This is a genomic window from Pseudomonas sp. GW821-FHT02A08 (assembly GCF_059422045.1).
The window spans coordinates 17,178-43,118 of record NZ_JBWKWD010000013.1 but is presented as its reverse complement, the minus strand read 5'-3'; the positions used below and the strand labels follow the sequence as shown (position 1 = coordinate 43,118).

At 53.7% G+C, this 25,941-nt stretch carries 22 protein-coding genes and 1 pseudogene; 2 read left to right on the top strand and 21 right to left on the bottom strand.

What is annotated here, in order from left to right:
- Window positions 1-97: 97 nt before the first annotated feature.
- The 21 genes and pseudogenes from AC07W4_RS11875 to mtnA all read right to left on the bottom strand — a co-directional run bounded on the left by AC07W4_RS11875 (window position 98) and on the right by mtnA (window position 23,738).
- Window positions 98-1,060, bottom strand: coding sequence for an NAD-dependent epimerase/dehydratase family protein (locus AC07W4_RS11875; protein WP_495032530.1), 963 nt, complete (start codon window positions 1,058-1,060; stop codon window positions 98-100).
- Window positions 1,061-1,075: 15 nt separating this feature from the next.
- Window positions 1,076-2,149 (bottom strand): EpsG family protein, encoded by a 1,074-nt coding sequence (locus AC07W4_RS11870; RefSeq protein ID WP_495032529.1) that lies wholly within the window; start codon window positions 2,147-2,149, stop codon window positions 1,076-1,078.
- Window positions 2,150-2,189: 40 nt separating this feature from the next.
- A complete protein-coding gene (locus tag AC07W4_RS11865) occupies window positions 2,190-3,098 on the bottom strand; it encodes a glycosyltransferase family 2 protein (protein ID WP_495032528.1) in 909 nt (302 codons plus the stop codon).
- On the bottom strand, window positions 3,098-4,393 hold the full coding sequence (locus tag AC07W4_RS11860) for an O-antigen translocase (RefSeq protein ID WP_495032527.1): 1,296 nt from the start codon (window positions 4,391-4,393) through the stop codon (window positions 3,098-3,100). Before AC07W4_RS11860 ends, AC07W4_RS11865 begins: the two co-directional genes overlap by 1 nt.
- Complete coding sequence (gene rffA, locus AC07W4_RS11855; protein WP_495032526.1) at window positions 4,377-5,522, bottom strand: dTDP-4-amino-4,6-dideoxygalactose transaminase; 1,146 nt, start codon at window positions 5,520-5,522, stop codon at window positions 4,377-4,379. The genes AC07W4_RS11860 and rffA overlap by 17 nt, the downstream gene beginning before the upstream one ends.
- A complete protein-coding gene (locus AC07W4_RS11850; protein WP_495032525.1) occupies window positions 5,519-6,079 on the bottom strand; it encodes an acyltransferase in 561 nt (186 codons plus the stop codon). The genes rffA and AC07W4_RS11850 overlap by 4 nt, the downstream gene beginning before the upstream one ends.
- Before the next feature lie 39 nt (window positions 6,080-6,118).
- Window positions 6,119-6,997: a glucose-1-phosphate thymidylyltransferase RfbA gene (gene rfbA, locus AC07W4_RS11845; RefSeq protein WP_495032524.1), complete on the bottom strand. Its 879-nt coding sequence runs from the start codon at window positions 6,995-6,997 to the stop codon at window positions 6,119-6,121.
- Window positions 6,998-7,210: 213 nt separating this feature from the next.
- Window positions 7,211-8,272: an LPS O-antigen chain length determinant protein WzzB gene (locus AC07W4_RS11840; RefSeq protein ID WP_495032523.1), complete on the bottom strand. Its 1,062-nt coding sequence runs from the start codon at window positions 8,270-8,272 to the stop codon at window positions 7,211-7,213.
- 429 nt (window positions 8,273-8,701) lie between these two features.
- Window positions 8,702-8,833 (bottom strand): annotated as a pseudogene (locus tag AC07W4_RS11835) (dTDP-4-dehydrorhamnose reductase); the annotation flags it as partial.
- A complete protein-coding gene (rfbB, locus tag AC07W4_RS11830) occupies window positions 8,830-9,906 on the bottom strand; it encodes a dTDP-glucose 4,6-dehydratase (RefSeq protein WP_495032522.1) in 1,077 nt (358 codons plus the stop codon). The gene rfbB and the pseudogene AC07W4_RS11835, both read right to left, overlap by 4 nt.
- Before the next feature lie 225 nt (window positions 9,907-10,131).
- A complete protein-coding gene (locus AC07W4_RS11825) occupies window positions 10,132-10,371 on the bottom strand; it encodes a LapA family protein (RefSeq protein ID WP_495032521.1) in 240 nt (79 codons plus the stop codon).
- Window positions 10,372-10,398: 27 nt separating this feature from the next.
- Window positions 10,399-10,695 carry an integration host factor subunit beta gene (ihfB, locus tag AC07W4_RS11820; RefSeq protein ID WP_008049004.1) on the bottom strand — a complete coding sequence of 99 codons (297 nt, stop codon included), beginning with the start codon at window positions 10,693-10,695 and terminating at the stop codon, window positions 10,399-10,401.
- Window positions 10,696-10,844: 149 nt separating this feature from the next.
- Window positions 10,845-11,129, bottom strand: a complete 285-nt coding sequence (locus AC07W4_RS11815; protein ID WP_495032520.1) for a hypothetical protein — start codon at window positions 11,127-11,129, stop codon at window positions 10,845-10,847.
- Between the two features lie 209 nt (window positions 11,130-11,338).
- On the bottom strand, window positions 11,339-13,030 hold the full coding sequence (gene rpsA / locus AC07W4_RS11810; protein WP_007973639.1) for a 30S ribosomal protein S1: 1,692 nt from the start codon (window positions 13,028-13,030) through the stop codon (window positions 11,339-11,341).
- A gap of 120 nt (window positions 13,031-13,150) precedes the next feature.
- A complete protein-coding gene (gene cmk, locus AC07W4_RS11805; protein WP_007985391.1) occupies window positions 13,151-13,840 on the bottom strand; it encodes a (d)CMP kinase in 690 nt (229 codons plus the stop codon).
- Window positions 13,837-16,044, bottom strand: a complete 2,208-nt coding sequence (locus tag AC07W4_RS11800; protein WP_495032588.1) for a bifunctional prephenate dehydrogenase/3-phosphoshikimate 1-carboxyvinyltransferase — start codon at window positions 16,042-16,044, stop codon at window positions 13,837-13,839. Before AC07W4_RS11800 ends, cmk begins: the two co-directional genes overlap by 4 nt.
- A gap of 28 nt (window positions 16,045-16,072) precedes the next feature.
- Window positions 16,073-17,185 carry a histidinol-phosphate transaminase gene (gene hisC / locus AC07W4_RS11795; RefSeq protein WP_495032519.1) on the bottom strand — a complete coding sequence of 371 codons (1,113 nt, stop codon included), beginning with the start codon at window positions 17,183-17,185 and terminating at the stop codon, window positions 16,073-16,075.
- Window positions 17,186-17,198: 13 nt separating this feature from the next.
- Window positions 17,199-18,293, bottom strand: a complete 1,095-nt coding sequence (gene pheA / locus AC07W4_RS11790) for a prephenate dehydratase (RefSeq protein ID WP_007939916.1) — start codon at window positions 18,291-18,293, stop codon at window positions 17,199-17,201.
- Window positions 18,293-19,378: a 3-phosphoserine/phosphohydroxythreonine transaminase gene (gene serC / locus AC07W4_RS11785; protein ID WP_495032518.1), complete on the bottom strand. Its 1,086-nt coding sequence runs from the start codon at window positions 19,376-19,378 to the stop codon at window positions 18,293-18,295. Before serC ends, pheA begins: the two co-directional genes overlap by 1 nt.
- A gap of 203 nt (window positions 19,379-19,581) precedes the next feature.
- Window positions 19,582-22,236, bottom strand: coding sequence for a DNA gyrase subunit A (gene gyrA / locus AC07W4_RS11780; protein ID WP_495032517.1), 2,655 nt, complete (start codon window positions 22,234-22,236; stop codon window positions 19,582-19,584).
- 425 nt (window positions 22,237-22,661) lie between these two features.
- Window positions 22,662-23,738, bottom strand: a complete 1,077-nt coding sequence (gene mtnA / locus AC07W4_RS11775; protein ID WP_495032516.1) for an S-methyl-5-thioribose-1-phosphate isomerase — start codon at window positions 23,736-23,738, stop codon at window positions 22,662-22,664.
- 108 nt (window positions 23,739-23,846) lie between these two features.
- Here mtnA and AC07W4_RS11770 point away from each other — a divergent pair, with 108 nt between their 5' ends.
- Complete coding sequence (locus AC07W4_RS11770) at window positions 23,847-25,181, top strand: TRZ/ATZ family hydrolase (RefSeq protein ID WP_495032515.1); 1,335 nt, start codon at window positions 23,847-23,849, stop codon at window positions 25,179-25,181.
- 58 nt (window positions 25,182-25,239) lie between these two features.
- Complete coding sequence (gene ubiG / locus AC07W4_RS11765) at window positions 25,240-25,938, top strand: bifunctional 2-polyprenyl-6-hydroxyphenol methylase/3-demethylubiquinol 3-O-methyltransferase UbiG (protein ID WP_007985381.1); 699 nt, start codon at window positions 25,240-25,242, stop codon at window positions 25,936-25,938.
- Window positions 25,939-25,941 lie beyond the last annotated feature (3 nt).

Sequence of the window (25,941 nt, the reverse complement as noted above, 5' to 3'; positions counted from 1 at the left end):
GAAACAATCAAACCAATAGCTGCAACCACAGGTTGCAAAAAAACACGAATGATATTTAGGAGTACTTGGTCGTAAAACATAAAGATGACTCCATTTATCAGACTATCGGCTGTTTCGTAAAAAGTTCACTGATAGCCTCTGGCACATTTTTTTCAGGAACAAAACCGAGGGTGTCACGAATCTTGGTGGCTGGGTAAGTTGTTTTAGACACTAGTGCGTCAATACGTGCCGGTGTGACAGGTAGACGCAAAAAACGATTGGCTACGGTAATCATCACGCGTAGCAGAGTTTCTGAAACGCTCCATTTCGGACGGGATACATGTTGTGCATCGGCCATTCCGTTTATCAGATCAGACAATGGACAGTCATTAGAAAGATTAAATACCTCACCTCTAGCCAATGGGTGAAATCCACAAAGCATCAAGGCAGAGGCAACGTCCTCAACATGGATATATGTAGCGACGGCATCTCTCCTGGCAGTCCCAATGTAAAAAAACAAGCCTTTCTGTACAATTTTCCCAAGCTGACGAAGCGAATTGTTCGTCATGCTTGCACCAAATACGTTAGACGGCCTCAATATCGAGTAACTGAAGAACTTACTACTTCCACCTTTCATTACCAGTGAGTCGGCTATCGTCTTGGTTTCTTCGTAGGTTCCTTGAGGGTTTTCTTTTGTTGTTTCACTTACAATACGGAGCGCACCTTGGGCAGGGCCATATGCTCCCACACTACTTAATTGAACAAAGTGGATAGGGTGTTCCGGAGATGCCAAACGATTAACAGCTGCAATCAAACGACTGGTGGCATCGACATGAAGTGATCGCATGGCCTTTTCATCGCGGATTTCACCCGCGCAATTGAAAACGACTTCGCAACCGGATACCAAAGAATCGTAATTCGTTTCAGGGTTCGTTAAGTCAGCCAGCACAACCTCTACACCGCTGAAACTGGTCTCAAAGGAGGTACGAGTTACAACTCTGACTTTATGGCCCGATGCACACAGGCGCGCGAGCAATTGGCTTCCAATAAAACCCTTGGCACCTGTCAGTAATACGAACATCTCACCTCCCCCCACTTACAAAAACACATTTTCGTTTCCAGCTTCTTTTGGTTGTTTTCCAGTTGCTAAACTGGCACATGCGAGGCGAATGACGTACCCGATCTCCAAGGGATAGAAAATCCAGGCATAAATGCCAAACCGATCATTATAAGCCACATCAAACATCGCAATATGCAAACAAGAAAGAAACGCACAGACGTAGAATATATACGTTTCGTTTTTTCTGTCCCTCTCTAGCAGTTTAAGCGCTATCAACAATATAATAGAAAACGATGAAAACGCCCAGAAATCCCATCTAAACCCTGTGAGATAGTCAATATTATCGATATCAGTATAGTTTATTGACAGACCGTAACCTGACAACAACTCGAACAACATGGATACCAGTAACGAAAAAACCTTAAAGTAGGATGCCATAGACACCAACACCCAAAAAACAACTACACCAAAAACACCAACCCCCATTATTTGCTTTCGAAAAAGCACAAAAGGAAAGTAAACCAATGAGGACTTATGAAACAATGTTGCCAACAGTGAAAACACTAAACCTCGACGCCAATAGTTTCTCACACAACAAACCAAGGCAAAATTCACAAAGCAAAGAGCAAAACCTTGACGAATAATATTTGCCGTCAATGAAAAAAAGAACGGATAAAACAACAAAAACCCAAAAGCAGGGAGCACCCAACCAGAGCTACTGCCAAATACAACTTTCAGCAAAAGGTAGTAGGACCATAAAAACATAAATGCAACAAAGAAGAAAAAACACTGATAGCTCAAACCAAGAAAGCCAAAAAAGCTGACCACCCCGATAAAGCCTGGCTCAAAGGTTTGAAATGGATTTTCGAGACCAGAATTAAAATCGTTGTAAAAATTTATGTAGACCTCAGTATCACCTTCCATATCAAATGGTCGATTAGATATATAATAGGACGCCAAAACAATCGCAAGAAATACGATAAAAACCTCTATCGTGCGAAACAGATTGCTCGCCCTGTTATCAGGCACCAACGCTCTCACTGCAGTCAATAACAGTAGAAAAACGCTTATCACATACAGTGGTGTGCCATACAACTCTAAACCAGCCATTTTCTCGCCTCGATCAGCCTCACATCGCACGGTTCTCTAGTCAACGAACCTTGCTCTCAGGGCCTACATGCTTTCTGACACTTACCGTATCCATAAACTTGTGTAGTCGGAAGTAGTAAAAATTGCGCAACAGAAAAACCAACCCCTTGAATGTGCACTTGCGAGTGGATTTCGCCATCGCCAGGAACGTGACAATAAAATTAGAGTATAGATCTTCTCTCAGTTCTGGTAGCTGATAAAAATATCGATACAAATCATCAAAATAAATCGTATACGATTTTATTTTCCCTTTGGTCGTCGACAAATAAGAACCTGCAGATGGATTGCACCGATATTTTACTAACGGAGAATTTATGTAGGCTGCCTTGCCGTCAGGAAGTAAAGAATCGATAACGAAGAACCACTCCATAAATTCTCGAGTGATGACTGCCTTCCTGGAGGTTCGACGATAGGCGTAGGAACTGTGAACCGCAATCGCTCCCCAGCGGGCCATTTCCTGAAGCGAGATAAAAGAAACCATGCTTGCGTCAGAACTTGGGTACTGTGTTTCAGAAGAGTAAGAACCGTCATCAGAAAAATAAATAGCTTTATGGAACACGACATTTACATCTGCGTTCTCTTTAAAAATATTATACTGCTGCTGAAGCTTCCCCGGCAGCATGACATCATCACCATCAAAATGATAAACAACATCTCCTGACGCCATTTTGTGGACACCATGGTAATTCAAGGCGGCGCCAACGTTTTTCTCTCTCAATAGTAACTTTATTCTACCTTCGTGTTTGCTTGAGTACTCACGAAGTATTTCCTGTGTTCGATCGGTTGAACAATCATCCGAGACAATAATTTCACAATCAAAATCTATATCCTGAGAAAGGATACTATCCAGACATTCCTCTATGTAATCTTGTTGATTATAACAAGATACAACCACACTCCCGGATAACATCAAGCATTTCTCCTTTTATAAATTACAAAACCGAAAACCGAAACGATAAAATAAATTACATTCATTATTAAGTTAGCGATAAAAGCGCCTTCGACGCCCTGTCCACTATTCAAAAAAAACAGACTTAAACTGCAAAACACCACACCCTGAGTCAGTTCACTTAGCAAATATATTTTGAGTGCCGCTCGTGCCACAACGACGAAACTTATCACGTACGTGATAACACGAAAAAAATCTGCTAGCAGTTGATACTTAACAAGACCTTCAAGCTCGGAAAACTCGGACGAAAGCAGTAATGGAATTACGTATTGACGAAGAGCAAAAAACAACGCTCCACCCAATACAAAAATAACCATAACGAGCTTCATAAACTTAAAAACCAGAGGTGTAATGTCCGCCACCTTAGTCTTTTCTGAAACCATTGGCATAAAATAAACAGCGAGAAATATCGTAAAAAACCCCATGTATGCACTGGATAACTTTATCGATGCCTGCCAAATACCCGCTGCTACAAACCCAACATGCTCAATAATTTGTTCACGAACAATAATTTCGACCAATGGAACACTGATTGCTCCAACTGTTGCCATCAACGTAAAGGACAACAATCGTTTAAAACCCTGCTTCTCAAACTTGAAACCAACGGGCAATTTCAAGAAAATAGATTTACAGTAAAAATACAGTGCCGGTATCGAATAAAATGAGAAAAAAAGCACCATCGATATCGATGCACCGACAAAATCAAACCTCTTAATCAAGACCCAGCTTACCGGAAGAACCAATATATTTCCGACTATTTGTATAACCGCAAATGTCTTGGTATCACGAAGACCATTTGCGACTCCCGTCACTAGATTGGTAAAAGCAAACCCAAACTGAGCAACAGAAAGAAACACCACAATCCAATAGTAATCAGGCGTTTTAAAGATATAACTGGAGATAACTCGGGAAAAAGAACATCCCAACAAACACACAACAACACAAAAAACTAAAGAATAAGCTTTGGAAACCGCAATCGTCTTCAGCAGTTCCTTAGGTTGTTTTTTGTACTGTGCGACGTATTTAATAAGGCCATTTACAATCCCTCCCCCTGCAAGCAGAGAAAGCATGGTGACAGCACTCATAAAGTGTCCCAATTGCCCCATACCCTCTGCACCGAGGTATACAGCAACAAGCTTAATGAAGGCGAAACCAACTCCAATTTTCGAAATCTGGGCGAGACTGGTTAAAGCGGCGCTGATTAGCGCACGCTTGTTATCAGAGAAATTTTTTGTAACTTTACTGGTCGGATGCATGAACCGCACCGATGACAACAGAAGCTACTCGATCTATGTCCTTCTTTTGCATTCCGTACCAAATTGGCAGACGAATCAGGCGCTCACTCTCAACTGTGGTGCAAACATCCTTGCCGTGAAAACGACCAAGCCGCAATCCCGCAGGCGCTGAGTGGAGTGGAATGTAATGGAAAACTGCACCGATCTCTTGATCTTTGAGCAAACCCAGTACTTTTGTTCGAACGTCGATATCCCGAACTTTTATATAAAACATATGGGCGTTGCCGACACATCCATCAGGTGTCGTGGGAAGTTCGACATGGCCAGCATCGGAGAGCTCTTTTAATGCCAGATAATAACTTTCCCAGATATGACGTCTTGCACTATTTATCTCGTCCACTTTTTCAAGTTGACCGAATAGATAAGCAGCTTGCAGTTCTCCTGGAAGATAACTACTACCCACATCAACCCAGGTATATTTATCAATCATGCCGCGAAAAAACAGACTGCGATTAGTCCCTTTCTCTCGAATGATCTCCGCCCGAACTATAAATTGTTCATCATTTATCAGTAGCAGTCCACCTTCACCACCACTCGTATAGTTCTTTGTTTCATGAAAACTATAGGCCGCCATGTGGCCAATGGTACCTAACGCCTTACCTTTATAGGTCGACATCATACCTTGAGCAGCATCTTCGATAACAAACAAGTTATATTGCTTTGCGATGGACATAATTGTGTCCATTTCGCAAGCAATCCCCGCGTAATGGACAGGCACAATAGCTTTTGTTTTGTCGGTAATTGCAGCCTCAATAAGCGCTTCATCAATATTCATAGTGTCAGGGCGAATATCAACAAATACGATTTTTGCACCGCGCAATACAAAAGCATTAGCTGTGCTGACAAACGTATAACTAGGCATGATCACTTCATCGCCCGGTTGAATATCAACCAGCAGAGCAGCCATTTCAAGAGCCTGAGTACACGACGGCGTTAACAACGCTTTTTTGCAGTGTAGTTTTTCTTCAAACCAACGTTGACAACGAAGGGTAAACTCCCCGTCACCAGACATCTTTCCGCTGCGCATTGCGGAAATGACGTATTGATCTTCATTTCCGGTATAAGGTGGTTTATTAAATGGAATAGTCATTTTTGTTCATCCAGAAACATTCGTTCGAGTGCCAGGAGATCTCGCTTGCGCTCCTTCACTCGCTCAGCAGGAACACCAACGTAAATCCCCCATGGATCAGTGCTTTTCGTAACCAATGCCATAGCACCTATCGAGCAGCCCTCTTTAATAGTGACTCCAGGCATCACTATTGCTCCTGCACCAACTATTACATGACGCTCGAGCTTAACCTTCTCGAATATTTCATTTTTATATTTTTTTGGAACCAACGAGTTAGTAAGTGTGGCACCACTGTAATCGTCTGACTGCGAGAAAATTTTTACACCATAAGCCAGCGTACAGAAGTCGGAAAACTCGATACCTGGCTCTCCACCAGCAACGAGGCACATTGGTGTAATATGATTGTACTTACCAAACACCACGCGCCCCGACACTACGCAAAAATCATCTATTCGTGTGTAATCCCCAAGGTCAATCAACTCTGGGTTATAGATAGCAGCCTTGTCACTGATTTTTACTTGTTTCCCTAGGGTTCTGAAACCTAGTTCACTCAACTGTATTGCGCTCAAGTACGCCATAGGCCACCCATGTAGAACTCAACTCAAACTCGAAACGAATTACTTTTCATCAATCTCGTCAACCAGACTCAACAGATACTGTCCATAACTGTTTTTCTTCAGTTCATTGCCAGTCCTTTTGAGCTCTGCAACGGTCAACCACCCATTATTAAAGGCAATTTCCTCTAAACAGGCGATCTTGTAACCTTGGCGCCTTTCTATTGTTTCAACAAAATGCGAAGCCTCGAGCAAGCTTTCGTGTGTACCGGTATCCAGCCACGCAAACCCTCGCCCCAGAAGTTCGACATGCAAACTTCCTCTCTCCAGATATGCCTGGTTTATACAGGTAATTTCAAACTCGCCGCGTGCAGAAGGCTTGACTTGCTTTGCAATTTCAATCACATCATTATCGTAAAAATACAATCCGGTTACTGCGAAATTCGACTTTGGCTTGAGTGGCTTTTCTTCAATAGAAATCGCTTTACGACTTTCATCGAACTGAACAACACCAAATCGTTCCGGATCCTTCACTTGATAACCGAATACTGTGGCGCCGCTTTTACGCTTCGTCGCCTCTTGGAGCATGGGCGTAAAGCCCTGGCCGTAAAAAATATTATCGCCAAGCACCAAACACACCGAATCCTTGCCAATAAATTCCTCACCGATAAGAAATGCTTGTGCAAGACCATCGGGACTTGCTTGAACTGCATATGTGAGGTTGACACCGATCTGACTGCCATCAGCAAGCAAACGTTGAAATCCAGCTTGGTCCTCAGGCGTCGTGATAATCAGGATGTCACGGATCCCGGCGAGCATGAGCACAGAAAGCGGATAAAAAATCATCGGCTTGTCGTAAATCGGAAGCAGCTGCTTGGATACCCCTTTCGTCAGTGGGTACAAACGAGTTCCCGAACCGCCTGCCAGAATGATACCTTTCATACTCTTCCCTCGTGCCTGATCCTAGGCTACTCACCAACATTGATACAAACCATCTACCGGCTAAACATAATCCTACACCTGTTTAGTGCTATTTTTCCGATAGACGAACATAAAGCCGTCCCACAAGACAACCAACCCCGCTCAATAGACCTGGCAAATCAAACAACCGCCACGATAAATAAAATCTATCAAAATAAGCAAGATCGCTGCGCGTTATAGGGTCTTCTGTATGCCAACTTTATTGGTTATAAAAAAGTCCCGAATAACTGCAAAAACCATCCCGAAAACAAGACCTAAAAACATACCAGCCAAAATTATAAATAAAAATTTTGGCTTGACTGGTGAGCCCGATTTCTCTACGAGCCCATCTATCCTGAAAGCTTTCGCTTCTCGATAGCTCTTTGAGAGTTGATTATAAAAATTGTACTTCGTTTCTATCTCTCGCAACCGGCTGATAAATGGATCGTCAGACTTCCTTGTTTTCAAATTTTCTATTTCAGCCGTCAGTGCTTTCGTGCCGCGCATGTAGGTAAGATCACCGTCCATGTTGCCTACAATACCAATCGAGGCCTTCGAGTCGCTGCCAACGGCTAGCGGCTTTTCAAGACCAATAGCTTGGGCAACCACCAGGGCCTCACGAAGTTTAATTAAGCTATCTTCTCTTGTCTTGTCGCCAATTTCTCGCAACGAGACTATTTCCTGATGAAGATTTTGAGACTCAACATCATACTCACTGGAGATATTTTTATTGATCTCTTGCATCGCCAATTGCTGTGCACGCGCCAACAGTTGCTCAATCCACTTGGCACCCATTTCCGGATCATTATTCAGGATAACAACGGAGTATCGATCCAACGCATCTTTGCCAACCATGGAAACAACAAGATTCTTAGAAAGCTTCTCATATAACCGCCCTTTAGGATCCTCACTCTTTCCTTGCGCAGCTAAATATGTATTCTTGAAAAACTCGCGACGAAGTGACTCACTTTGCAAGTTCTTCAAAAAAACCGAATAAACGTCTTTTACCGTAAACTGAGGCAACTTTGACTGATCGATGCGACCGTAATTTAAGTTCTCAATGTCATTTTGGGTAGGCGGGATCACAAAAGCCTTCGCTTCGTACAAAGGTTCAGCGAGGAATGCATAGGAAGCGGCTCCGAATGTTCCTAGCAGCGCCGCGCATAAAATCACAATTTTTTGTCGCCAAAGTGTATAAGCAAGCGCGTGCAAATCGAGACCATCATTGACTACAGAATTACTTGAACCAACCTGCATATCCTAAAACCCTTGAAATAAAAAAAACCATAGCCCCAACCATGTAAAACACCTTCAGTTCCTCTCCGCACGCGCCCCACTTACTCAAATCAGCGCCCTTCAATGAGTTTAGTCACACATCAAGGTGAAAATATTTTATTTAAACATGGAAAAAATTTTAAAAATCTTGGTACCTGGAGTAAAGACGCTACTCATTGAAACGACAGTCCTGTTTTTGTATTTATCAGCCGCTTATAAGCCCCCCAAGCTTTCCGGCCTATGCCCGATTGCCAGTTTGGCAAGTACATAGCGGATACCCAGAAATTCTTTCCGAGTCTGAATTTGCTGAATAGCCAATGCGGCGACATCGGCGATCGGATCCGCACTTGTCGCAACCCCTATCTGATCAGCAATGACGCTTAAAGTTTCAAGCTCTTTGGAAGGACGTAGCAGATCACACAAGTCTGCGAAGAGACCATCAACCTTCAGACGATCCAGTGCGATCAACTCGCCCAATGACGCGGGTGATCGCTGTAGCTCCCGCTCGACCTGTCCGTTTTTCCCGAGCAGGAAGATTTTCATACCGTACTCGAACGACCCGCGTAATTCTGGTCGATCCACTGCTGGTAGCTACCGCTCTTCACATGTTCCACCCAATCAGTGTTGTTCAGATACCACTCAACCGTCTTGCGGATGCCCGTTTCGAATGTCTCTTGCGGTACCCACCCAAGCTCGCGCTGAATTTTGCTGGCATCAATTGCATAACGCTGGTCGTGACCCGGGCGGTCCTGAACATAAGTGATCAGGTTTGCGTGGGGACGGTGAGCAGAGTTTGGACGCAGTTCATCGAGCAACGCGCACAGCGAATGGACGACCTCGATATTCTGTTTTTCGTTATGACCACCAATGTTGTAAGTCTCACCGATGACGCCTTCGGTCACAACTTTGTAGAGTGCACGGGCGTGGTCTTCGACATAGAGCCAGTCACGAACCTGATTGCCTTTGCCATAGACAGGCAGGGGCTTGCCTTCCAGAGCATTGAGAATGATCAACGGGATCAATTTTTCAGGAAAATGGCAGGGGCCGTAATTGTTCGAGCAGTTGGTGATCAGAGTTGGCAGACCGTAAGTACGACTCCAGGCGCTGACCAGGTGATCGGAACTGGCCTTGCTGGCCGAGTAAGGCGAGCTTGGCTGATAGGCTGTAGTTTCAGTGAACAAGTCTTCCGGACCTTCCAGGTCTCCGTAAACTTCATCAGTCGAGATGTGGTGAAACCGAAAACTGGCTTTGCGTGTATCGTCCAGCGACATCCAGTATTGACGCGTAGCTTCCAGTAAGGTGTAGGTGCCGATGATATTGGTCTGGATGAAATCGGAGGGCGCCGAGATCGAGCGGTCAACGTGCGACTCCGCAGCCAAATGCATGATAGCGTCGGGTTGAGACTCAAGCAGTACACGATCGATCTGGTCACGATCGCAGATATCAACGCGCTCGAATACATAGCGCGGGCTCTGACTGGCTTCCGCTAAAGACTCGAGATTACCGGCATAGGTAAGTTTATCGACGTTAACAACAGAATCGGTGGTATTCGAAATGATATGACGAATGACCGCCGAACCAATAAATCCGGCTCCGCCGGTTACGAGAATTTTCACGCGAAACCATACCCTTGAGTTGCTGACCGGGCTGCACATCGGCACTGCCAAATCCATGAATACAAGGCCATCAAAAAATGCGGCCTCTGGCTGAGCCAGTCTAAGTCGATGTGGAGATAGACCACTCTCGAACAAGCGCAACATTTTACAGCTTAATGACCGATTTACTAAGGGATGTAGAGAAGCTGTGGCGCGAGCTCTCTGAGTACTTCGTACTGGATGTTACTAAACAAGTCGCTTGCGCAAAATCCTGGACGAGCGTCCCAGGATCCAGCCAAGTAGCGGTCCGACGACCATCCCTGCCAGCAAAGCCAGGACTATTACCAAAGATACTGGCAATTGCGGGCCAGCCCAACCGAGAAAAAACAAGGTAACCGATTGCTGATTCTCCAGTACGAAAGCCAGGATCACCAGTACCAGAAAAAGGATTAACACGCCAAGCAGCACTCGCATGAGATTACGCATGAAGGGCTCCTTGATCGGCAGTGACTGTCAAAGCGCATCCTCCTCTTCTTCATTCACCCGATCACGCAGCTCTTTACCTGGCTTGAAGTGAGGAACGAATTTACCGTCGAGACTGACAGACTGGCCGGTTTTCGGATTGCGCCCTACCCGTGGCGCGCGATAGTGCAGAGAGAAGCTGCCAAACCCCCGGATCTCGATGCGATCCCCGGTAGCCAGACATTGGGACATTTGCTCAAGCATGGTCTTGATGGCCAGCTCCACATCCTTGGATGAGAGCAGCCCTTGATGGGTGACAATTCGTTCGATCAACTCCGACTTCGTCATATTTTTCCCTTCTTTTTCAAGCAGCTAGATCAGCGCTTCAAAGGTTTTAGCACGCCTGCGCGATTTTGAACAGCCTGAGTTTTAGCATCTATCCCAGCCCCTCAAAATGCTTGATTCCCGAAACGGGAAGACTCTGGGCGCTCACCCAGTCATCGGCAGATCACCAGCATAGTGCGCGTCAGGAAACCCGCCGGGTTGAACCCAAAAAGCCCTCCCTCCTCCTCCTCTTCCTTAAGATCATCAGACCGTGTCAAAACCTTATAGCCCGCCCCCTTGCACTCCTTGGCCGCGCGCTTGTAACACTTGTCCCATTTCGAACCGAGCCCCGAACAATCGATTTCAATACCGCTGACCCCACGCACTACGTGAGTTTTGGCGCTGGTGGTACAACCCGCCAATGCCAGCACTGCTACTGCGACAATGAGTTTGTTCATTCACGTCCTTTTGCCAGAAAGCCTATCGAGCGATCATGAGTCTCAGGCTAAAGACTAGCTGCAAATAAGCGATTGATCCGACTAAACAATCAGACCTTCTTTCGTCCTTTTTGGTTCACGACCCAAGCGACTACCCCCCAGGTACTTCACCAAACGCCAGGCACAAAAAAGGGCGACCGAAGTCGCCCTTTTTTACAGAAAATCAGAACTTAGTTCTGTTTTTCCATTTGTGCACGCAGCAGGTCACCCAGAGTGGTGGCCACAGGAGCATCAGTAGCTACTGGCTTGTCGCGCAGGCTCTGGATTGCTTCTTTCTCGTCTTCAACGTCTTTCGACTTGATCGAGAGCTGAATTACACGGCTCTTGCGGTCAACGCTGATGATCTTGGCTTCTACTTCTTCGCCTTCTTTCAGAACGTTGCGCGCGTCTTCAACGCGGTCACGGCTGATTTCGGAGGCTTTCAGAGTCGCTTCGATATCGTCGGCCAGAGTGATGATGGCGCCTTTAGCGTCAACTTCCTTCACGATGCCTTTAACGATGGCGCCTTTGTCGTTCTCTTGAACGTACTCGGAGAACGGATCGCTTTCCAGTTGCTTGATACCCAGGGAGATGCGCTCGCGCTCTGGGTCAACCGACAGGATAACGGTGTCCAGCTCGTCGCCCTTCTTGAAGCGGCGAACGGCTTCTTCGCCCACTTCGTTCCAGGAGATGTCGGACAGGTGAACCAGACCGTCGATGCCGCCGTCCAGACCAATGAAGATACCGAAATCGGTGATCGACTTGATGGTGCCGGAGATTTTATCGCCCTTGTTGAACTGGCCAGAGAAATCTTCCCATGGGTTGGATTTGCACTGCTTGATGCCCAGGGAGATACGACGACGCTCTTCGTCGATGTCCAGAACCATGACTTCCACTTCGTCGCCGACTTGTACGACTTTCGAAGGGTGGATGTTCTTGTTGGTCCAGTCCATTTCGGAAACGTGTACCAGACCTTCAACGCCTTCTTCCAGCTCAGCGAAGCAGCCGTAGTCGGTCAGGTTGGTTACACGCGCGGTAACGCGAGTGCTTTCCGGGTAACGGGCTTTGATAGCAACCCATGGATCTTCGCCCAGTTGCTTCAGGCCCAGGGAAACACGATTGCGCTCGCGATCGTACTTCAGAACCTTGACATCGATCTCGTCGCCAACGTTGACGATTTCGGAAGGATGCTTGATACGCTTCCAAGCCATGTCGGTAATGTGCAGCAGGCCATCGACGCCACCCAGATCGACGAATGCGCCGTAATCGGTGAGGTTCTTGACGATACCTTTGACTTGTTGGCCTTCCTGCAAGGATTCCAGCAGAGCTTCGCGCTCGGCGGAGTTCTCGGCTTCCAGGACGCTACGACGGGAAACGACAACGTTGTTGCGCTTCTGGTCCAGCTTGATGACCTTGAATTCCAGCTCTTTGCCTTCCAGGTGCGTGGTGTCGCGCACTGGACGGACGTCAACCAGAGAACCTGGCAGGAACGCACGGATGCCGTTAACGTCGACAGTGAAGCCGCCTTTAACCTTACCGTTGATAACGCCCTTGACCACTTCTTCGGCTGCGAAGGCTGCTTCCAGAACAATCCAGCATTCAGCGCGCTTGGCTTTTTCACGGGACAGCTTGGTTTCACCAAAGCCGTCTTCAACCGAGTCCAGAGCAACGTGAACTTCGTCACCGACGTTGATGTTCAGTTCGCCAGCGTCGTTGTAGAACTGCTCAAGCGGGATGAGTGCTTCAGACTTCAGGCCAGCGTGAACGGTTACCCAGCGAGCCTGGTAATCGATATCAACGATAACACCGGTGATGATGGAGCCTGCCTGAAGGTTCAGGGTTTTTAGGCTTTCTTCAAAGAGTTCCGCAAAGCTTTCGCTCATTTTAATTCCTGTTGATGAGGGCGAAGAATACGCCCATCTCCACACCCCAGACGGTGTGGGTTAGTTTCATTTAAAAGAAGCCACCGCAGGACTATGACTGGTCCCCTGCGGCCTTCTTGGTCACCCGGCGATATCGCGAATGGCGATTTCGCTCATGATGCGTTCCAGCACCTGGTCGATGGATAATTCCGTGGAATCCAGCTGTATGGCGTCAGCCGCCGGTTTGAGCGGGGCTACCGCTCGCTGGGTGTCACGCTCATCGCGTGCACGTATCTCATCTAGCAGACTCGACAGACTAACACCCTCGACTTTGCCCTTCAACTGCAAATATCGACGGCGTGCCCGTTCCTCGGCGCTGGCCGTCAGAAAAATCTTCAGCGGCGCGTCAGGAAAAACCACCGTGCCCATGTCCCGACCATCCGCCACAAGGCCCGGCGCTTCCTGAAAAGCCCGCTGGCGCTGCAGCAACGCCTCGCGTACAGCGGGCAGCGCAGCTACCTGGGAAGCGCCGGAACCGACGCTTTCGGTGCGAATGACATCGCTGACTTCATCACCTTCCAGAATGATGCGTTGCAACTGACCGTCCGTCGCTGCGATGAACTGCACATCCAGATGAGCGGCGAGTTTCTTCAGCAGCTCTTCATTGGTCAGGTCGACACCGTGGTTATGCGCGGCGAACGCCAGCAATCGGTACAACGCACCGGAGTCCAGCAGGTTCCAGCCCAGGCGCTTGGCCAGAATCCCGGCTACCGTGCCCTTGCCCGAACCGCTTGGCCCATCGATGGTGATGACCGGTGCAATGTTGATCACGACTGCGCCTCTTGTGCCACGCGAATACCGACCTGTGCGCACAGCGCCAGGAAATTCGGGAACGATGTCGCGACGTTGGCGCAATCATGAATGCGGATCGGCGCACTGGCGCGCAGCGAAGCAACGCTGAACGCCATGGCAATACGGTGATCACCATGACCGTGCACTTCACCGCCGCCGATCTGGCCGCCGTCGATGATGATGCCATCCGGGGTTGGTTCGCACTTGACGCCCAGCGCCAGCAAGCCATCGGCCATGACCTGGATACGATCCGACTCCTTGACCCGCAGTTCTTCCGCGCCACGCAACACGGTGCGCCCTTCGGCACAGGCGGCGGCGACGAACAGCACCGGGAACTCGTCGATCGCCAGCGGAACCAGCGCCTCGGGAATCTCGATACCCTTGAGTTTAGCCGCACGTACGCGCAAGTCAGCTACAGGCTCGCCACCCACTTCACGCTGGTTTTCCAGGGTAATGTCGGCGCCCATCAGGCGCAGGATGTCGATCACACCGGTACGGGTCGGGTTGATGCCGACGTGTTCCAGCACCAGCTCCGAACCTTCGGCGATCGATGCCGCCACCAGGAAGAACGCCGAAGACGAAATATCACCCGGGACTTCAATGTGGGTCGCGGTCAGCTTGTTGCCGGACTCGACCGATGCGGTCGCACCATTGACCGTTACCGGGTAGCCGAAGCCACGCAGCATGCGCTCGGTATGGTCGCGGGTCGGAGCAGGCTCGGTAACCGTGGTCTTGCCTTCGGCATACAGGCCGGCCAACAGCAGGCAGGACTTAACCTGGGCACTGGCCATCGGCATGGTGTAGGTCAGCCCCTTGAGCTTGTTGCCTCCACGAATGGTCATCGGTGGACGACCTTCGGCGGCGGTTTCGATCACCGCGCCCATTTCACGCAGCGGATTGGCCACGCGATTCATCGGGCGCTTGGACAGCGAAGCGTCGCCGGTCAGGGTGCTGTCGAAGTTCTGCGCAGCCAGCAGGCCGGACAGCAGGCGCATCGAAGTACCGGAGTTGCCCAGATAGATCGGGCCCGGTGCCTGCTTCAGGCCATGCAGGCCGACGCCGTGGATGGTCACGCGACCGTGGTGCGGACCTTCGATGACCACCCCCATGTCACGGAAAGCCTGCAAGGTCGCCAGGGCATCTTCGCCCTCCAGGAAACCTTCGACTTCGGTGACGCCTTCGGCCAGGGAGCCCAGCATGATCGAACGGTGGGAAATCGATTTGTCACCCGGTACGCGAATCCGACCGGACAGGCGGCCACCAGGTTGAGCCAGGAAAATCAGATCGTTGGAATTCATAGCGTCCACATAGGCCCTGCGGGCCAGGATTTTACTGAAATGCTCGCGGGCAACCCGGGCGCGAGTGAAGACGCCCAACAATTGGTGCCCATCCCCTGCATCGACCGCGTCGCGCAAGGCGTCGAGGTCGCTGCGAAATGTATCGAGTGTGCGCAGGACAGCCTCGCGGTTGGCGAGGAAGATGTCGTGCCACATGACCGGGTCGCTTCCGGCGATTCTTGTGAAATCGCGGAAACCGCCCGCAGCGTAACGGAAGATCTCAAGATTTTCATTGCGCTTGGCCAACGAATCGACCAGGCCGAACGCCAGCAAGTGCGGCAGATGACTGGTCGCGGCCAGCACTTCATCGTGGCGCTCGACCTGCATGTGCTCGACATCGGCGCCCAGTTCGCGCCACAAACGGTCGACCACCGCCAGGGCTGCCGGATCGGTTTGATCCAGCGGCGTCAGAATGACTTTATGGCGACGGAACAGCTCGGCATTGGAGGCTTCCACCCCGCTTTGCTCTGAACCGGCAATCGGATGCCCAGGCACGAAACATGACGGCATCTTGCCAAATGCTTCGGTGGCCGCACGCACCACATTGCCCTTGGCACTGCCGACATCGGTCAGGATCGCTTGCCCCAGATCCATGCCCGCCAGACGTGCGAGCACTTTTTCCATGGCCAGGATCGGCACCGCCAACTGGATGACATCGGCGCCCTGACAAGCAACGCCCAGGTCTTCCTCGCAGCGATCCACCACACCCAACTCGACCGCGAGCCTGCGCGATTGTGGATCGAGATCGACCCCGACCACTTCGCGGCACAGACCGCTTTCACGCAACCCCTTGGCAAACGAACCGCCGATCAACCCGAGACCGACCACCACCAGGCGACCGATCATAGGCTCAGCAGATTGCAGCGCAGTGACATCAACCACGAGCCAGAACCTTGGACAGCGCTTCCAGGAAACGGCTGTTCTCTGCCGGCAGGCCGATGGTGACGCGCAGGTGATTCGGCATGCCGTAGTTGGCCACCGGACGCACGATCACGCCTTCACGCAGCAAGCCCTGGAACACCGGGGCCGCGACTTGACCGAGATCGACGCAAATGAAATTGCCCTTGGACGGGATCCAGCTCAGCCCCAGTTCACGGAAACCGGCCTCCAGTTGCTGCATGCCGGACTCGTTCAACTGACGGCTTTGCGCCAGATATTCTTCGTCCTTCAACGCCGCACAGGCCGCGGCCAGGGCCAGGCTGTTGACGTTGAACGGCTGGCGTACGCGGTTCAGCACGTCTGCAACCACCGCCGTGGACAAGCCATAACCCACGCGCAGCGCCGCCAGGCCATAGGCCTTGGAGAAGGTGCGGGAAACCAGCAGGTTCGGATAAGCCGCCAGGAAGTCCAGGCCATCCGGCAGATCGCTGCCTTCGGCGTACTCGATGTAAGCCTCGTCCAGTACGACCAGCACATGCTCCGGCACATCCTGCAGGAATTCGTCCAGCGCCTCGGCGTCGAACCAGGTCCCGGTCGGATTGTTCGGGTTAGCGATGAACACCACGCGGGTGTTGGCATCGATCGCCGCCAGCATGGCAGGCAAATCATGCCCCCAATCCTTGGCCGGAACCACCTTGGCCTGTGCGCCGACCGCCTGGGTGGCAATCGGGTAGACAGCGAACGCATGCTCGCTGAACACGGCATTCAGACCCGGTGCCAGGTAGGCACGCGCGACCAGCTCCAGGATGTCATTGGAGCCGTTGCCCAGCGTGACCTGATCGATCTCGACGCGGCACTGCTCGGCCAACAGGCTCTTGAGTGCAAAACCGTTGCCGTCCGGATAACGGGTCAGCTCGGCCAGCGCATCGCGGATCGCCGCCAGCGCTTTGGGGCCCGCGCCCAGCGGGTTTTCGTTGCTCGCCAGCTTGATGATGCTGGCTGGATCGAGGTCCAGCTCACGCGCCAGTTCGTCCACGGGCTTGCCCGGAACGTAAGGCGAAAGTTGTTGCACGCCCGGCTGTGCCAGAGCGAGGAAATTGCCACTCATTTGCTACCGCCCCTTAGAGAACTGCTTTCGGGTAGGAACCCAGCACCTTGAGTGCCACTGCTTCCTGACTGATCTTTTCCAGCACACCTTTGACCAGCGGGTCGCGGTGATGGCCGACGAAGTCGATGAAGAACACGTAGGTCCATTTACCGCTGCGCGACGGACGAGTCTCGATTCGCGTCAGGTCGATGCCATTGTCGTGGAACGGCACCAGCAACTCGTGAAGCGCACCCGGCTTGTTGCTCATCGAAACGATGATCGATGTCTTGTCGTCGCCTGTCGGCGGCACTTCCTGGTTGCCGATCATGAGGAAGCGCGTGGAGTTATCCGGGCGGTCCTCGATTTTTTCGGCCAGACGGGTCAAGCCGTACAGGCCGGCCGCCATGTCACCGGCAATGGCCGCCGAGTTCCACTCACCCTTGACCCGCTTGGCCGCTTCGGCGTTGCTGGACACCGCCACGCGCTCGACATTCGGGTAATGGGCGTCCAGCCACTTGCGGCACTGGGCCAGGGACTGGGCGTGGGAGTAGATGCGGCTGATGCTGTCGGTCTTGGTGTTTTCACCGACCAACAGGTGATGGTGGATACGCAGCTCGACTTCGCCGCAGATCACCATGTCATGTTCGAGGAAGCTGTCGAGGGTGTGATTGACCGCGCCTTCGGTGGAGTTCTCCACCGGCACCACGCCAAAATTCACTGCCCCCGCCGCCACTTCGCGGAACACTTCGTCGATCGCCGCCATCGGCTTGCTGATCACCGCGTGGCCGAAGTGCTTCATGGCCGCCGCCTGGGTGAACGTACCTTCAGGGCCGAGGTAAGCCACTTTCAGCGGCTGCTCGAGCGCCAGGCACGAAGACATGATTTCACGGAACAACCGCGCCATCTCTTCGTTGCCCAGCGGCCCCTGGTTGCGCTCCATGACACGTTTGAGCACCTGAGCTTCACGCTCAGGACGATAGAACACCGGCACTTCGCCTTCGGCCAGCGAGGCCATCTTTACCCGCGCGACTTCCTGGGCGCAGCGCGCACGCTCGCTGATCAGCTCCAGGACCTTTTCGTCCAGGGCATCAATGCGCAGGCGCAGTGCCTTGAGTTCTTGCTCAGACATTAGCCGTGTTCCTTCTCGAACTCTGCCATGTACGAAACCAGCGCATTGACGGCGTTGATGTCGACGGCGTTATAGATGGAGGCGCGCATGCCGCCCACGGAACGGTGACCCTTGAGGTTCAACAGGCCACGTTCGTCGGCACCGGCCAGGAACGGCTTGTCCAGACGATCATCAGCCAGGCGGAACGGCACGTTCATCCACGAGCGGTCCGACTTGTTGATCGGGTTGCTGTACAGGCCGCTGGCATCGATGAAGCCGTACAGCGTGCGCTGCTTGACTTCGTTGAGCTTGCCGATGGCCTCGACGCCGCCCTGCTCCTTGAGCCACTCGAACACCAGGCCGGACAGGTACCAGGCCAGGGTCGGCGGCGTGTTGTACATCGAGCCGTTATCGGCTGCGACCTTGTAGTCGAGCATGGTCGGGCACAGCGAACGGGCGTGACCCAACAGGTCTTCACGCACGATGTTTACCACGATGCCGCTCGGGCCGATGTTTTTCTGGGCGCCGGCGTAGATCATGCCGAAGCGCGACACATCCACCGGGCGCGACAGGATGTCCGAGGACATGTCGGCGACCAGCGGAACATCGCCGGTTTCCGGGATCCACTGGAATTCCAGACCGCCGATGGTTTCGTTCGGCGCGTAGTGAACGTAGGCCGCGTCTTTCGACAGCTTCCACTCGTTCTGGCCGGGAATGGCGAAATAGTCGTAAGGCTTGGCGGTGCCGGCAACATTGACGTGGCCGAAGCGCGAAGCTTCTTCGATGGCTTTCTGCGACCAGATACCGGTGTCGATATAGTCGGCCGAGCCGTTTTCCGGCAACAGGTTCAGAGGAATCTGAGCAAATTGCTGGCTGGCGCCACCTTGCAGGAACAGCACTTTATAGTTCGAGGGGATATTCAGCAGATCACGCAGATCCTGCTCGGCCTTGGTGGCAATGGACACGAACTCATCGCTGCGATGGCTCATTTCCATGACCGACAGGCCCTTGCCGTGCCAGTCGAGGAGTTCACCCTGGGCGCGCTGCAGGACAGCTTCGGGAAGCGCCGCAGGACCGGCACAGAAGTTATAGGCTCTCTTGCTCACATCCAATCTCGCTCTGATTTCAATCAATCTATTTGATCTGTAGGAGCTGTCGAGCGAAGCGAGGCTGCGATCTTTTGATCTTTATTCCTGAAGGCAAGATCAAAAGATCGCAGCCTCGCTTCGCTCGACAGCTCCTACATGAGAACAATTCGACAATTCAAACAACAAGGGGGCGAATTTTCATCCGCCCCCTGCTTGCCCGCTTATTCCTGTGGTTCTTCGTCAGCGGCGGCGTCGAGTTGCTGGTCATCGGCAACGTCGTCGATCACGACTTCCCCGACAAACCCTTCACCCTCTTCACCTTCCAGCTCTTCACCCTCGACTTCCGACGGTTCCTGAACCCGCTCCAGCCCGACCAGTGTTTCGTCGTTGGCCAGCTTGATCAGGGTCACGCCCTGGGTGTTACGACCCAGGCTGGACACTTCGTCGACACGGGTGCGCACCAGGGTACCCTGGTCGGAAATCAGCATGATCTCCTCGCCGTCGAGTACCTGGACCGCACCGACCAGACGGCCGTTACGCTCGTTGCTGACCATGGCGATAACGCCCTGACCGCCACGCTTGTACTCAGGGAACTCGGTGATCGCCGTGCGCTTGCCGTAGCCACGCGCCGAAGCGGTGAGGATCTGGCTGCCTTCTTCCGGAATCAGCATGGAAATCAGCTTCTGACCTTCCGGCAGACGCATGCCGCGCACACCGCGAGCGGTACGGCCCATGGCGCGAACGTCGGATTCCTTGAAGCGGGTGACCTTGCCGCCGTCGGAGAACAGCATCACTTCGCGCTCGCCATCGGTGATGGCCGCGCTGATCAATACGTCGCCTTCATCCAGCTCCAGCGCAATCAGGCCGACGCTGCGTTGACGGCTGAAGGATTCCAGCGGGGTCTTCTTCACGGTGCCGTTGGCGGTGGCCATGAAGATATAGTGACCTTCGGTGTATTCCTCGACCGGCAGCATGGTGGTGATGTATTCACCGTCATCCAGCGGCAGCAGGTTGACCAGCGGACGACCACGGGCAGCGCGGGATGCTTCAGGGATTTCGTAGGTTTTCAGCCAGTACACCTTGCCCTTGCTGGAGAACAGCAGCAGCGTGGTGTGGCTGTTGGCAACCAGCAGGTGAGCGATGTAGTCCTCATCCTTGACGCCGGTCGCCGACTTGCCTTTACCGCCACGACGCTGGGCCTGGTACGCAGCCAGCGGCTGGGTCTTGGCGTAGCCACCGTGGGAAATGGTCACGACGCGCTCTTCTTCCGGGATCATGTCACCCAGGGTCAGGTCGAGACGGGCATCGAGGATTTCGGTACGACGCACGTCGCCGTATTCGGCGCGGATCACTTCCAGCTCTTCGCGGATCACTTCCATCAGGCGCGTGGCGCTGTTGAGGATGCGGATCAGCTCGCCGATCTGGTTGAGGATCTCTTGATACTCGGCCAGCAGCTTCTCGTGTTCCAGACCGGTCAGACGGTGCAGGCGCAGTTCCAGAATGGCTTGCGCCTGCTCCGGCGACAGGAAGTACTTGCCGTCGCGCAGACCGTATTGCGGATCGAGGTTTTCCGGACGGCACGAATCGGCGCCGGCGCGCTCGACCATCGCCACCACGGCCGAGGATTCCCAAGGGGTGCTGACCAGCGCTTCCTTGGCTTCCGACGGCGTTGGCGATGCCTTGATCAGGGCGATGACCGGGTCGATGTTCGACAGGGCAACTGCCTGGCCTTCCAGAATGTGGCCACGTTCGCGCGCTTTACGCAGTTCGAACACGGTACGACGGGTCACCACTTCACGGCGGTGACGGACGAAGGCTTCCAGCAGGTCCTTGAGGTTCAGGATCCGCGGACGACCGTCGATCAGCGCGACGATGTTGATACCGAACACCGCTTGCAGCTGGGTCTGGGCGTAGAGGTTGTTGAGGATGACCTCCGGCACTTCGCCGCGACGCAACTCGATCACGACGCGCATACCGTCCTTGTCGGACTCGTCGCGCAGCTCGGTGATGCCTTCGAGCTTTTTCTCTTTTACCAGCTCGGCGATCTTCTCGATCAGACGCGCCTTGTTCAGCTGGTAAGGGAGTTCGGTGATGACGATCTGCTGGCGACCACCGACCTTGTCGATGTCTTCGATCATCGAGCGGGCGCGCATGTAAATGCGCCCGCGACCGGTGCGGTAGGCCTCGATGATGCCGGCGCGACCGTTGATGATCGCGGCGGTCGGGAAGTCCGGACCGGGGATGTATTGCATCAGCTCGTCGACAGTCAACTCTGGGTTGTCGATGAGCGCCAGGCAACCGTCGATGACTTCACCGAGGTTGTGCGGCGGAATGTTGGTCGCCATGCCCACGGCGATACCGCTGGAGCCGTTGACCAGCAGGTTGGGAATACGGGTCGGCATGACCGCCGGGATCATTTCGGTGCCGTCGTAGTTCGGCACCCAGTCCACGGTTTCCTTGTGCAGGTCAGCCAGCAGCTCGTGCGCCAGCTTGGTCATGCGCACTTCGGTGTATCGCATGGCCGCGGCGTTGTCGCCGTCCACCGAACCGAAGTTGCCCTGGCCGTCTACCAGCAGGTAGCGCAGGGAGAATGGCTGCGCCATCCGAACGATGGTGTCGTACACCGCGGTATCACCGTGCGGGTGATACTTACCGATCACGTCACCGACAACACGGGCAGATTTCTTGTACGGCTTGTTGAAGTCGTTGCCCAGCTCGCTCATCGCGAACAGCACGCGCCGGTGCACGGGCTTCAAGCCATCGCGCGCATCCGGCAGTGCCCGCCCGACAATTACGCTCATCGCGTAGTCGAGGTAGGACTGCTTCAGCTCGTCTTCGATATTGACCGGGAGGATTTCTTTGGCCAGTTCGCCCATGAGAAGCCTGATTCCTTTTTCTGGTGAAACTTCGTCAGGACCAACGAAGCTCGCCGCTGCAGGCTCAGTGCCATGCATTGGCTTACGACAAATCAACGAGTTATGCCATGGATCTGCGCAGTAAAGGTCACCCCGAAGGGTAACCATGGAAACCGCCGGATGTTATCACAAGAGCCGCCACGCACCTATCCCCCAGATGCGCATGGAGAGTAGTTAGTTGACCGGTGACAGGCTTGAAGGGGACGAGAGAGGCTCAGAGCCGTGTTGAATGGAGAATTTGTGGCTGATTCGGGTTGATTTGTTGACTTTGAGGGCCTCTTCGCGGGCAAGCCCGCTCCCACATTTTACCGAGTTCTCCAGTCAGACCAGGTCGAGTGCGGGAGCGGGCTTGCCCGCGAAGGCAATTTATCAGGCACCCTGAATCATCAATGCAGACGCTTGCGGCACATCAACTGCGCCATCTTCGCCGTGTCCGGGCGCTCGACGATGCCTTTTTCGGTGACGATCGCATCGATCAGATCCGCCGGCGTCACGTCGAACACCGGGTTGAAGGCATGGACATCGGCCCCGACGCGCTTGCCACCGACCTCCAGCAACTCGCGACCATCACGCTCTTCAATCGGAATGTCGTCGCCACTGGCCAGGTTCATGTCGATGGTCGAACTCGGCGCCACCACCATGAAGCGCACGCCGTGGTGCATCGCGTTGACCGCCAGTTGGTAGGTGCCGATCTTGTTGGCCACGTCGCCATTGGCGGTGATCCGGTCAGCGCCGACGATGACCCAGGTAGGGCCTTTGGTCTTCATGATATGCGCCGCAGCGGAATCGACATTGAGGGTCACGGGAATGCCTTCATTGGCCAGCTCCCACGCAGTCAGCCGCGAACCCTGCAACCATGGGCGGGTTTCGTCGACATATACCTGCTCGACCATGCCCTCGATGAATGCGCCACGAATCACCCCCAGCGCGGTGCCAAAGCCGCCCGTGGCCAGCGCACCGGTGTTGCAGTGGGTCAGGATCGCCTGGGCGTTGCCCTGATGCTTGCGGATCAGGTCCACCCCCAGTTGCGCCATGGTCAGGTTGGCTTCGCGATCACTTTCGTGAATGGCGATGGCCTCGGCCTCCAGCACCTCCAGCGGATCGGCGTTGTCTTTCAGGCGATCAAGCCGGTCATGCATGCGGCCAAGCGCCCAAAACAGGTTGACGGCGGTAGGGCGGGAATCGGCCAGCAACATGAAATCCTCTTCCAGCGCCGCGTACCAGTCGCCACCTTCGGCAATCCGGGCGCGGGCTGCCAGTACAATGCCATAAGCCGCACTGATGCCAATCGCCGGAGCACCGCGCACCACCATCGAGCGGATTGCCTCGGCCACACCCGCTGCACTGGTGTAGGTAATCCAGGTTTCCTCGAACGGCAAAATACGCTGATCCAGCAGATGGAGAGCGCCATCACGCCAATCGATGGCCTTTACCTTTTCCGCAGCCAACAGTCGATCGCGCATCCCTCACCCCGCACTCATGAACAAAAGCCGCCGATTATAGCGATCCCCCCGCGAAGACGCTCGGGTATACTTCGCCATCCTATACAAAAGCACTGGAACCGACCCTCGATGCCGAACACTGCCGCTGCGCTCGACCTGTTATTGCTGCCGACCTGGCTGGTACCCGTCGAGCCCGCTGGTGTTGTCCTCAAGGAGCATGGCGTGGGCATCCGTGATGGACGCATCGTGTTTATCGGCCCACGTTCCGCCGCACTGAAGCTTAACGCAACAGAAACCCGCGAATTGCCCGACATGCTGCTCTGCCCCGGCCTGATCAATGCCCATGGGCACGCGGCGATGACACTGTTCCGTGGCTTGGCCGATGATCTGCCATTGATGACCTGGCTGGAAAACCACATCTGGCCCGCCGAAGCCAAGTGGGTCGACGAGGATTTCGTACGCGACGGCACGGACCTGGCCATCGCCGAGCAAATCAAAGGCGGCATCACCTGTTTCTCTGACATGTACTTCTTCCCGAAGGTTGCCAGCGAGCGCGTACACAACAGCGGCATTCGCGCGCAGATCGCGATTCCGATCCTCGATTTCCCTATTCCGGGCGCGGCTTCGGCGGACGAAGCCATTCGTCAGGGTGTCGAGTTGTTTGGCGACCTCAAGCACCACGAGCGCATCAAAATCACCTTCGGCCCCCATGCACCCTACACCGTGGGCGACGAAAACCTGGAAAAAATCCGGGTGATTGCCGAAGAACTGGACGCCTCGATCCACATGCACGTGCATGAGACGGCGTTCGAAGTGCAGCAATCGGTCGAGCAGCGCGGTGAACGACCACTGGCCCGCCTGGCGCGCCTGGGCCTGCTGGGGCCGCGCTTCCAGGCGGTTCACATGACCCAGATCAGCGATGAAGACCTGGCCCTGCTGGTAGAAAGCAACAGCAATGTGATTCATTGCCCGGAGTCGAACCTGAAGCTGGCCAGCGGATTCTGCCCGGTCGAGCGTTTGTGGCAGGCCGGGGTCAATGTCGCGGTCGGCACCGATGGCGCGGCGAGCAACAATGACCTGGACCTGCTCGGCGAAACCCGCACCGCAGCCTTGCTGGCCAAGGCTGTCGCCGGCTCGGCCACCGCGCTGGATGCCCATCGCGCCTTGCGCATGGCTACCCTCAACGGCGCCCGGGCTCTGGGTATCGAGGCCGAAACCGGCTCACTGGAAATCGGCAAGGCCGCGGACATGGTGGCTTTCGACCTCTCCGGCCTGGCCCAGCAACCGGTCTACGACCCGGTTTCGCAGCTTATATACGCCACCGGCCGGGACTGCGTGAAACACCTTTGGGTAGCCGGCAAGCAACTGCTCGACGACCGTCGCCTGACACGCCTGGATGAACAACAGCTTGGCACTGTCGCGAAGGCCTGGGGCCAGCGCATCAGCGGCCGTATCGAATCGTAAGCACCCTGGAGCACAATCCGGGGCAACAGGATTTTTCAAGTTTTAGAGGACTTAGACCATGAGCAACGTCGACTACGCCGAAATCGCCAAATTCGAGGCCCTGGCCCATCGCTGGTGGGACCGCGAAAGTGAATTCAAACCGCTACACGACATCAACCCGCTGCGGGTCAACTGGATTGACGAACGGGTCAACCTGGCCGGGAAAAAAGTCCTCGACGTCGGTTGCGGCGGCGGCATCCTCAGCGAAGCCATGGCCCAGCGCGGCGCGACCGTCATGGGTATCGACATGGGCGAAGCGCCGCTGGCGGTTGCCCAGCTGCATCAGCTGGAGTCGGGCGTCAACGTCGAATACCGGCAGATCACCGCCGAAGCCCTGGCCGAGGAGATGCCCGAGCAGTTCGACGTGGTCACCTGCCTGGAAATGCTTGAGCACGTGCCGGACCCATCGTCGGTCATCCGCGCCTGCTTCCGCATGGTCAAGCCCGGCGGCCAGGTGTTCTTCTCCACCATCAACCGCAATCCGAAGGCGTACCTGTTCGCCATCGTCGGCGCCGAATACATCATGAAGCTGCTGCCGCGCGGCACCCACGACTTCAAGAAATTCATCCGCCCTTCCGAACTCGGTGCCTGGAGCCGCATGGCCGGCCTGACCGTCAAGGACATCATCGGCCTGACCTACAACCCGCTGACCAAACACTACAAACTGGCGGCCGACGTGGACGTCAACTACATGATCCAGACCCTGCGCGAGGAATAAGCC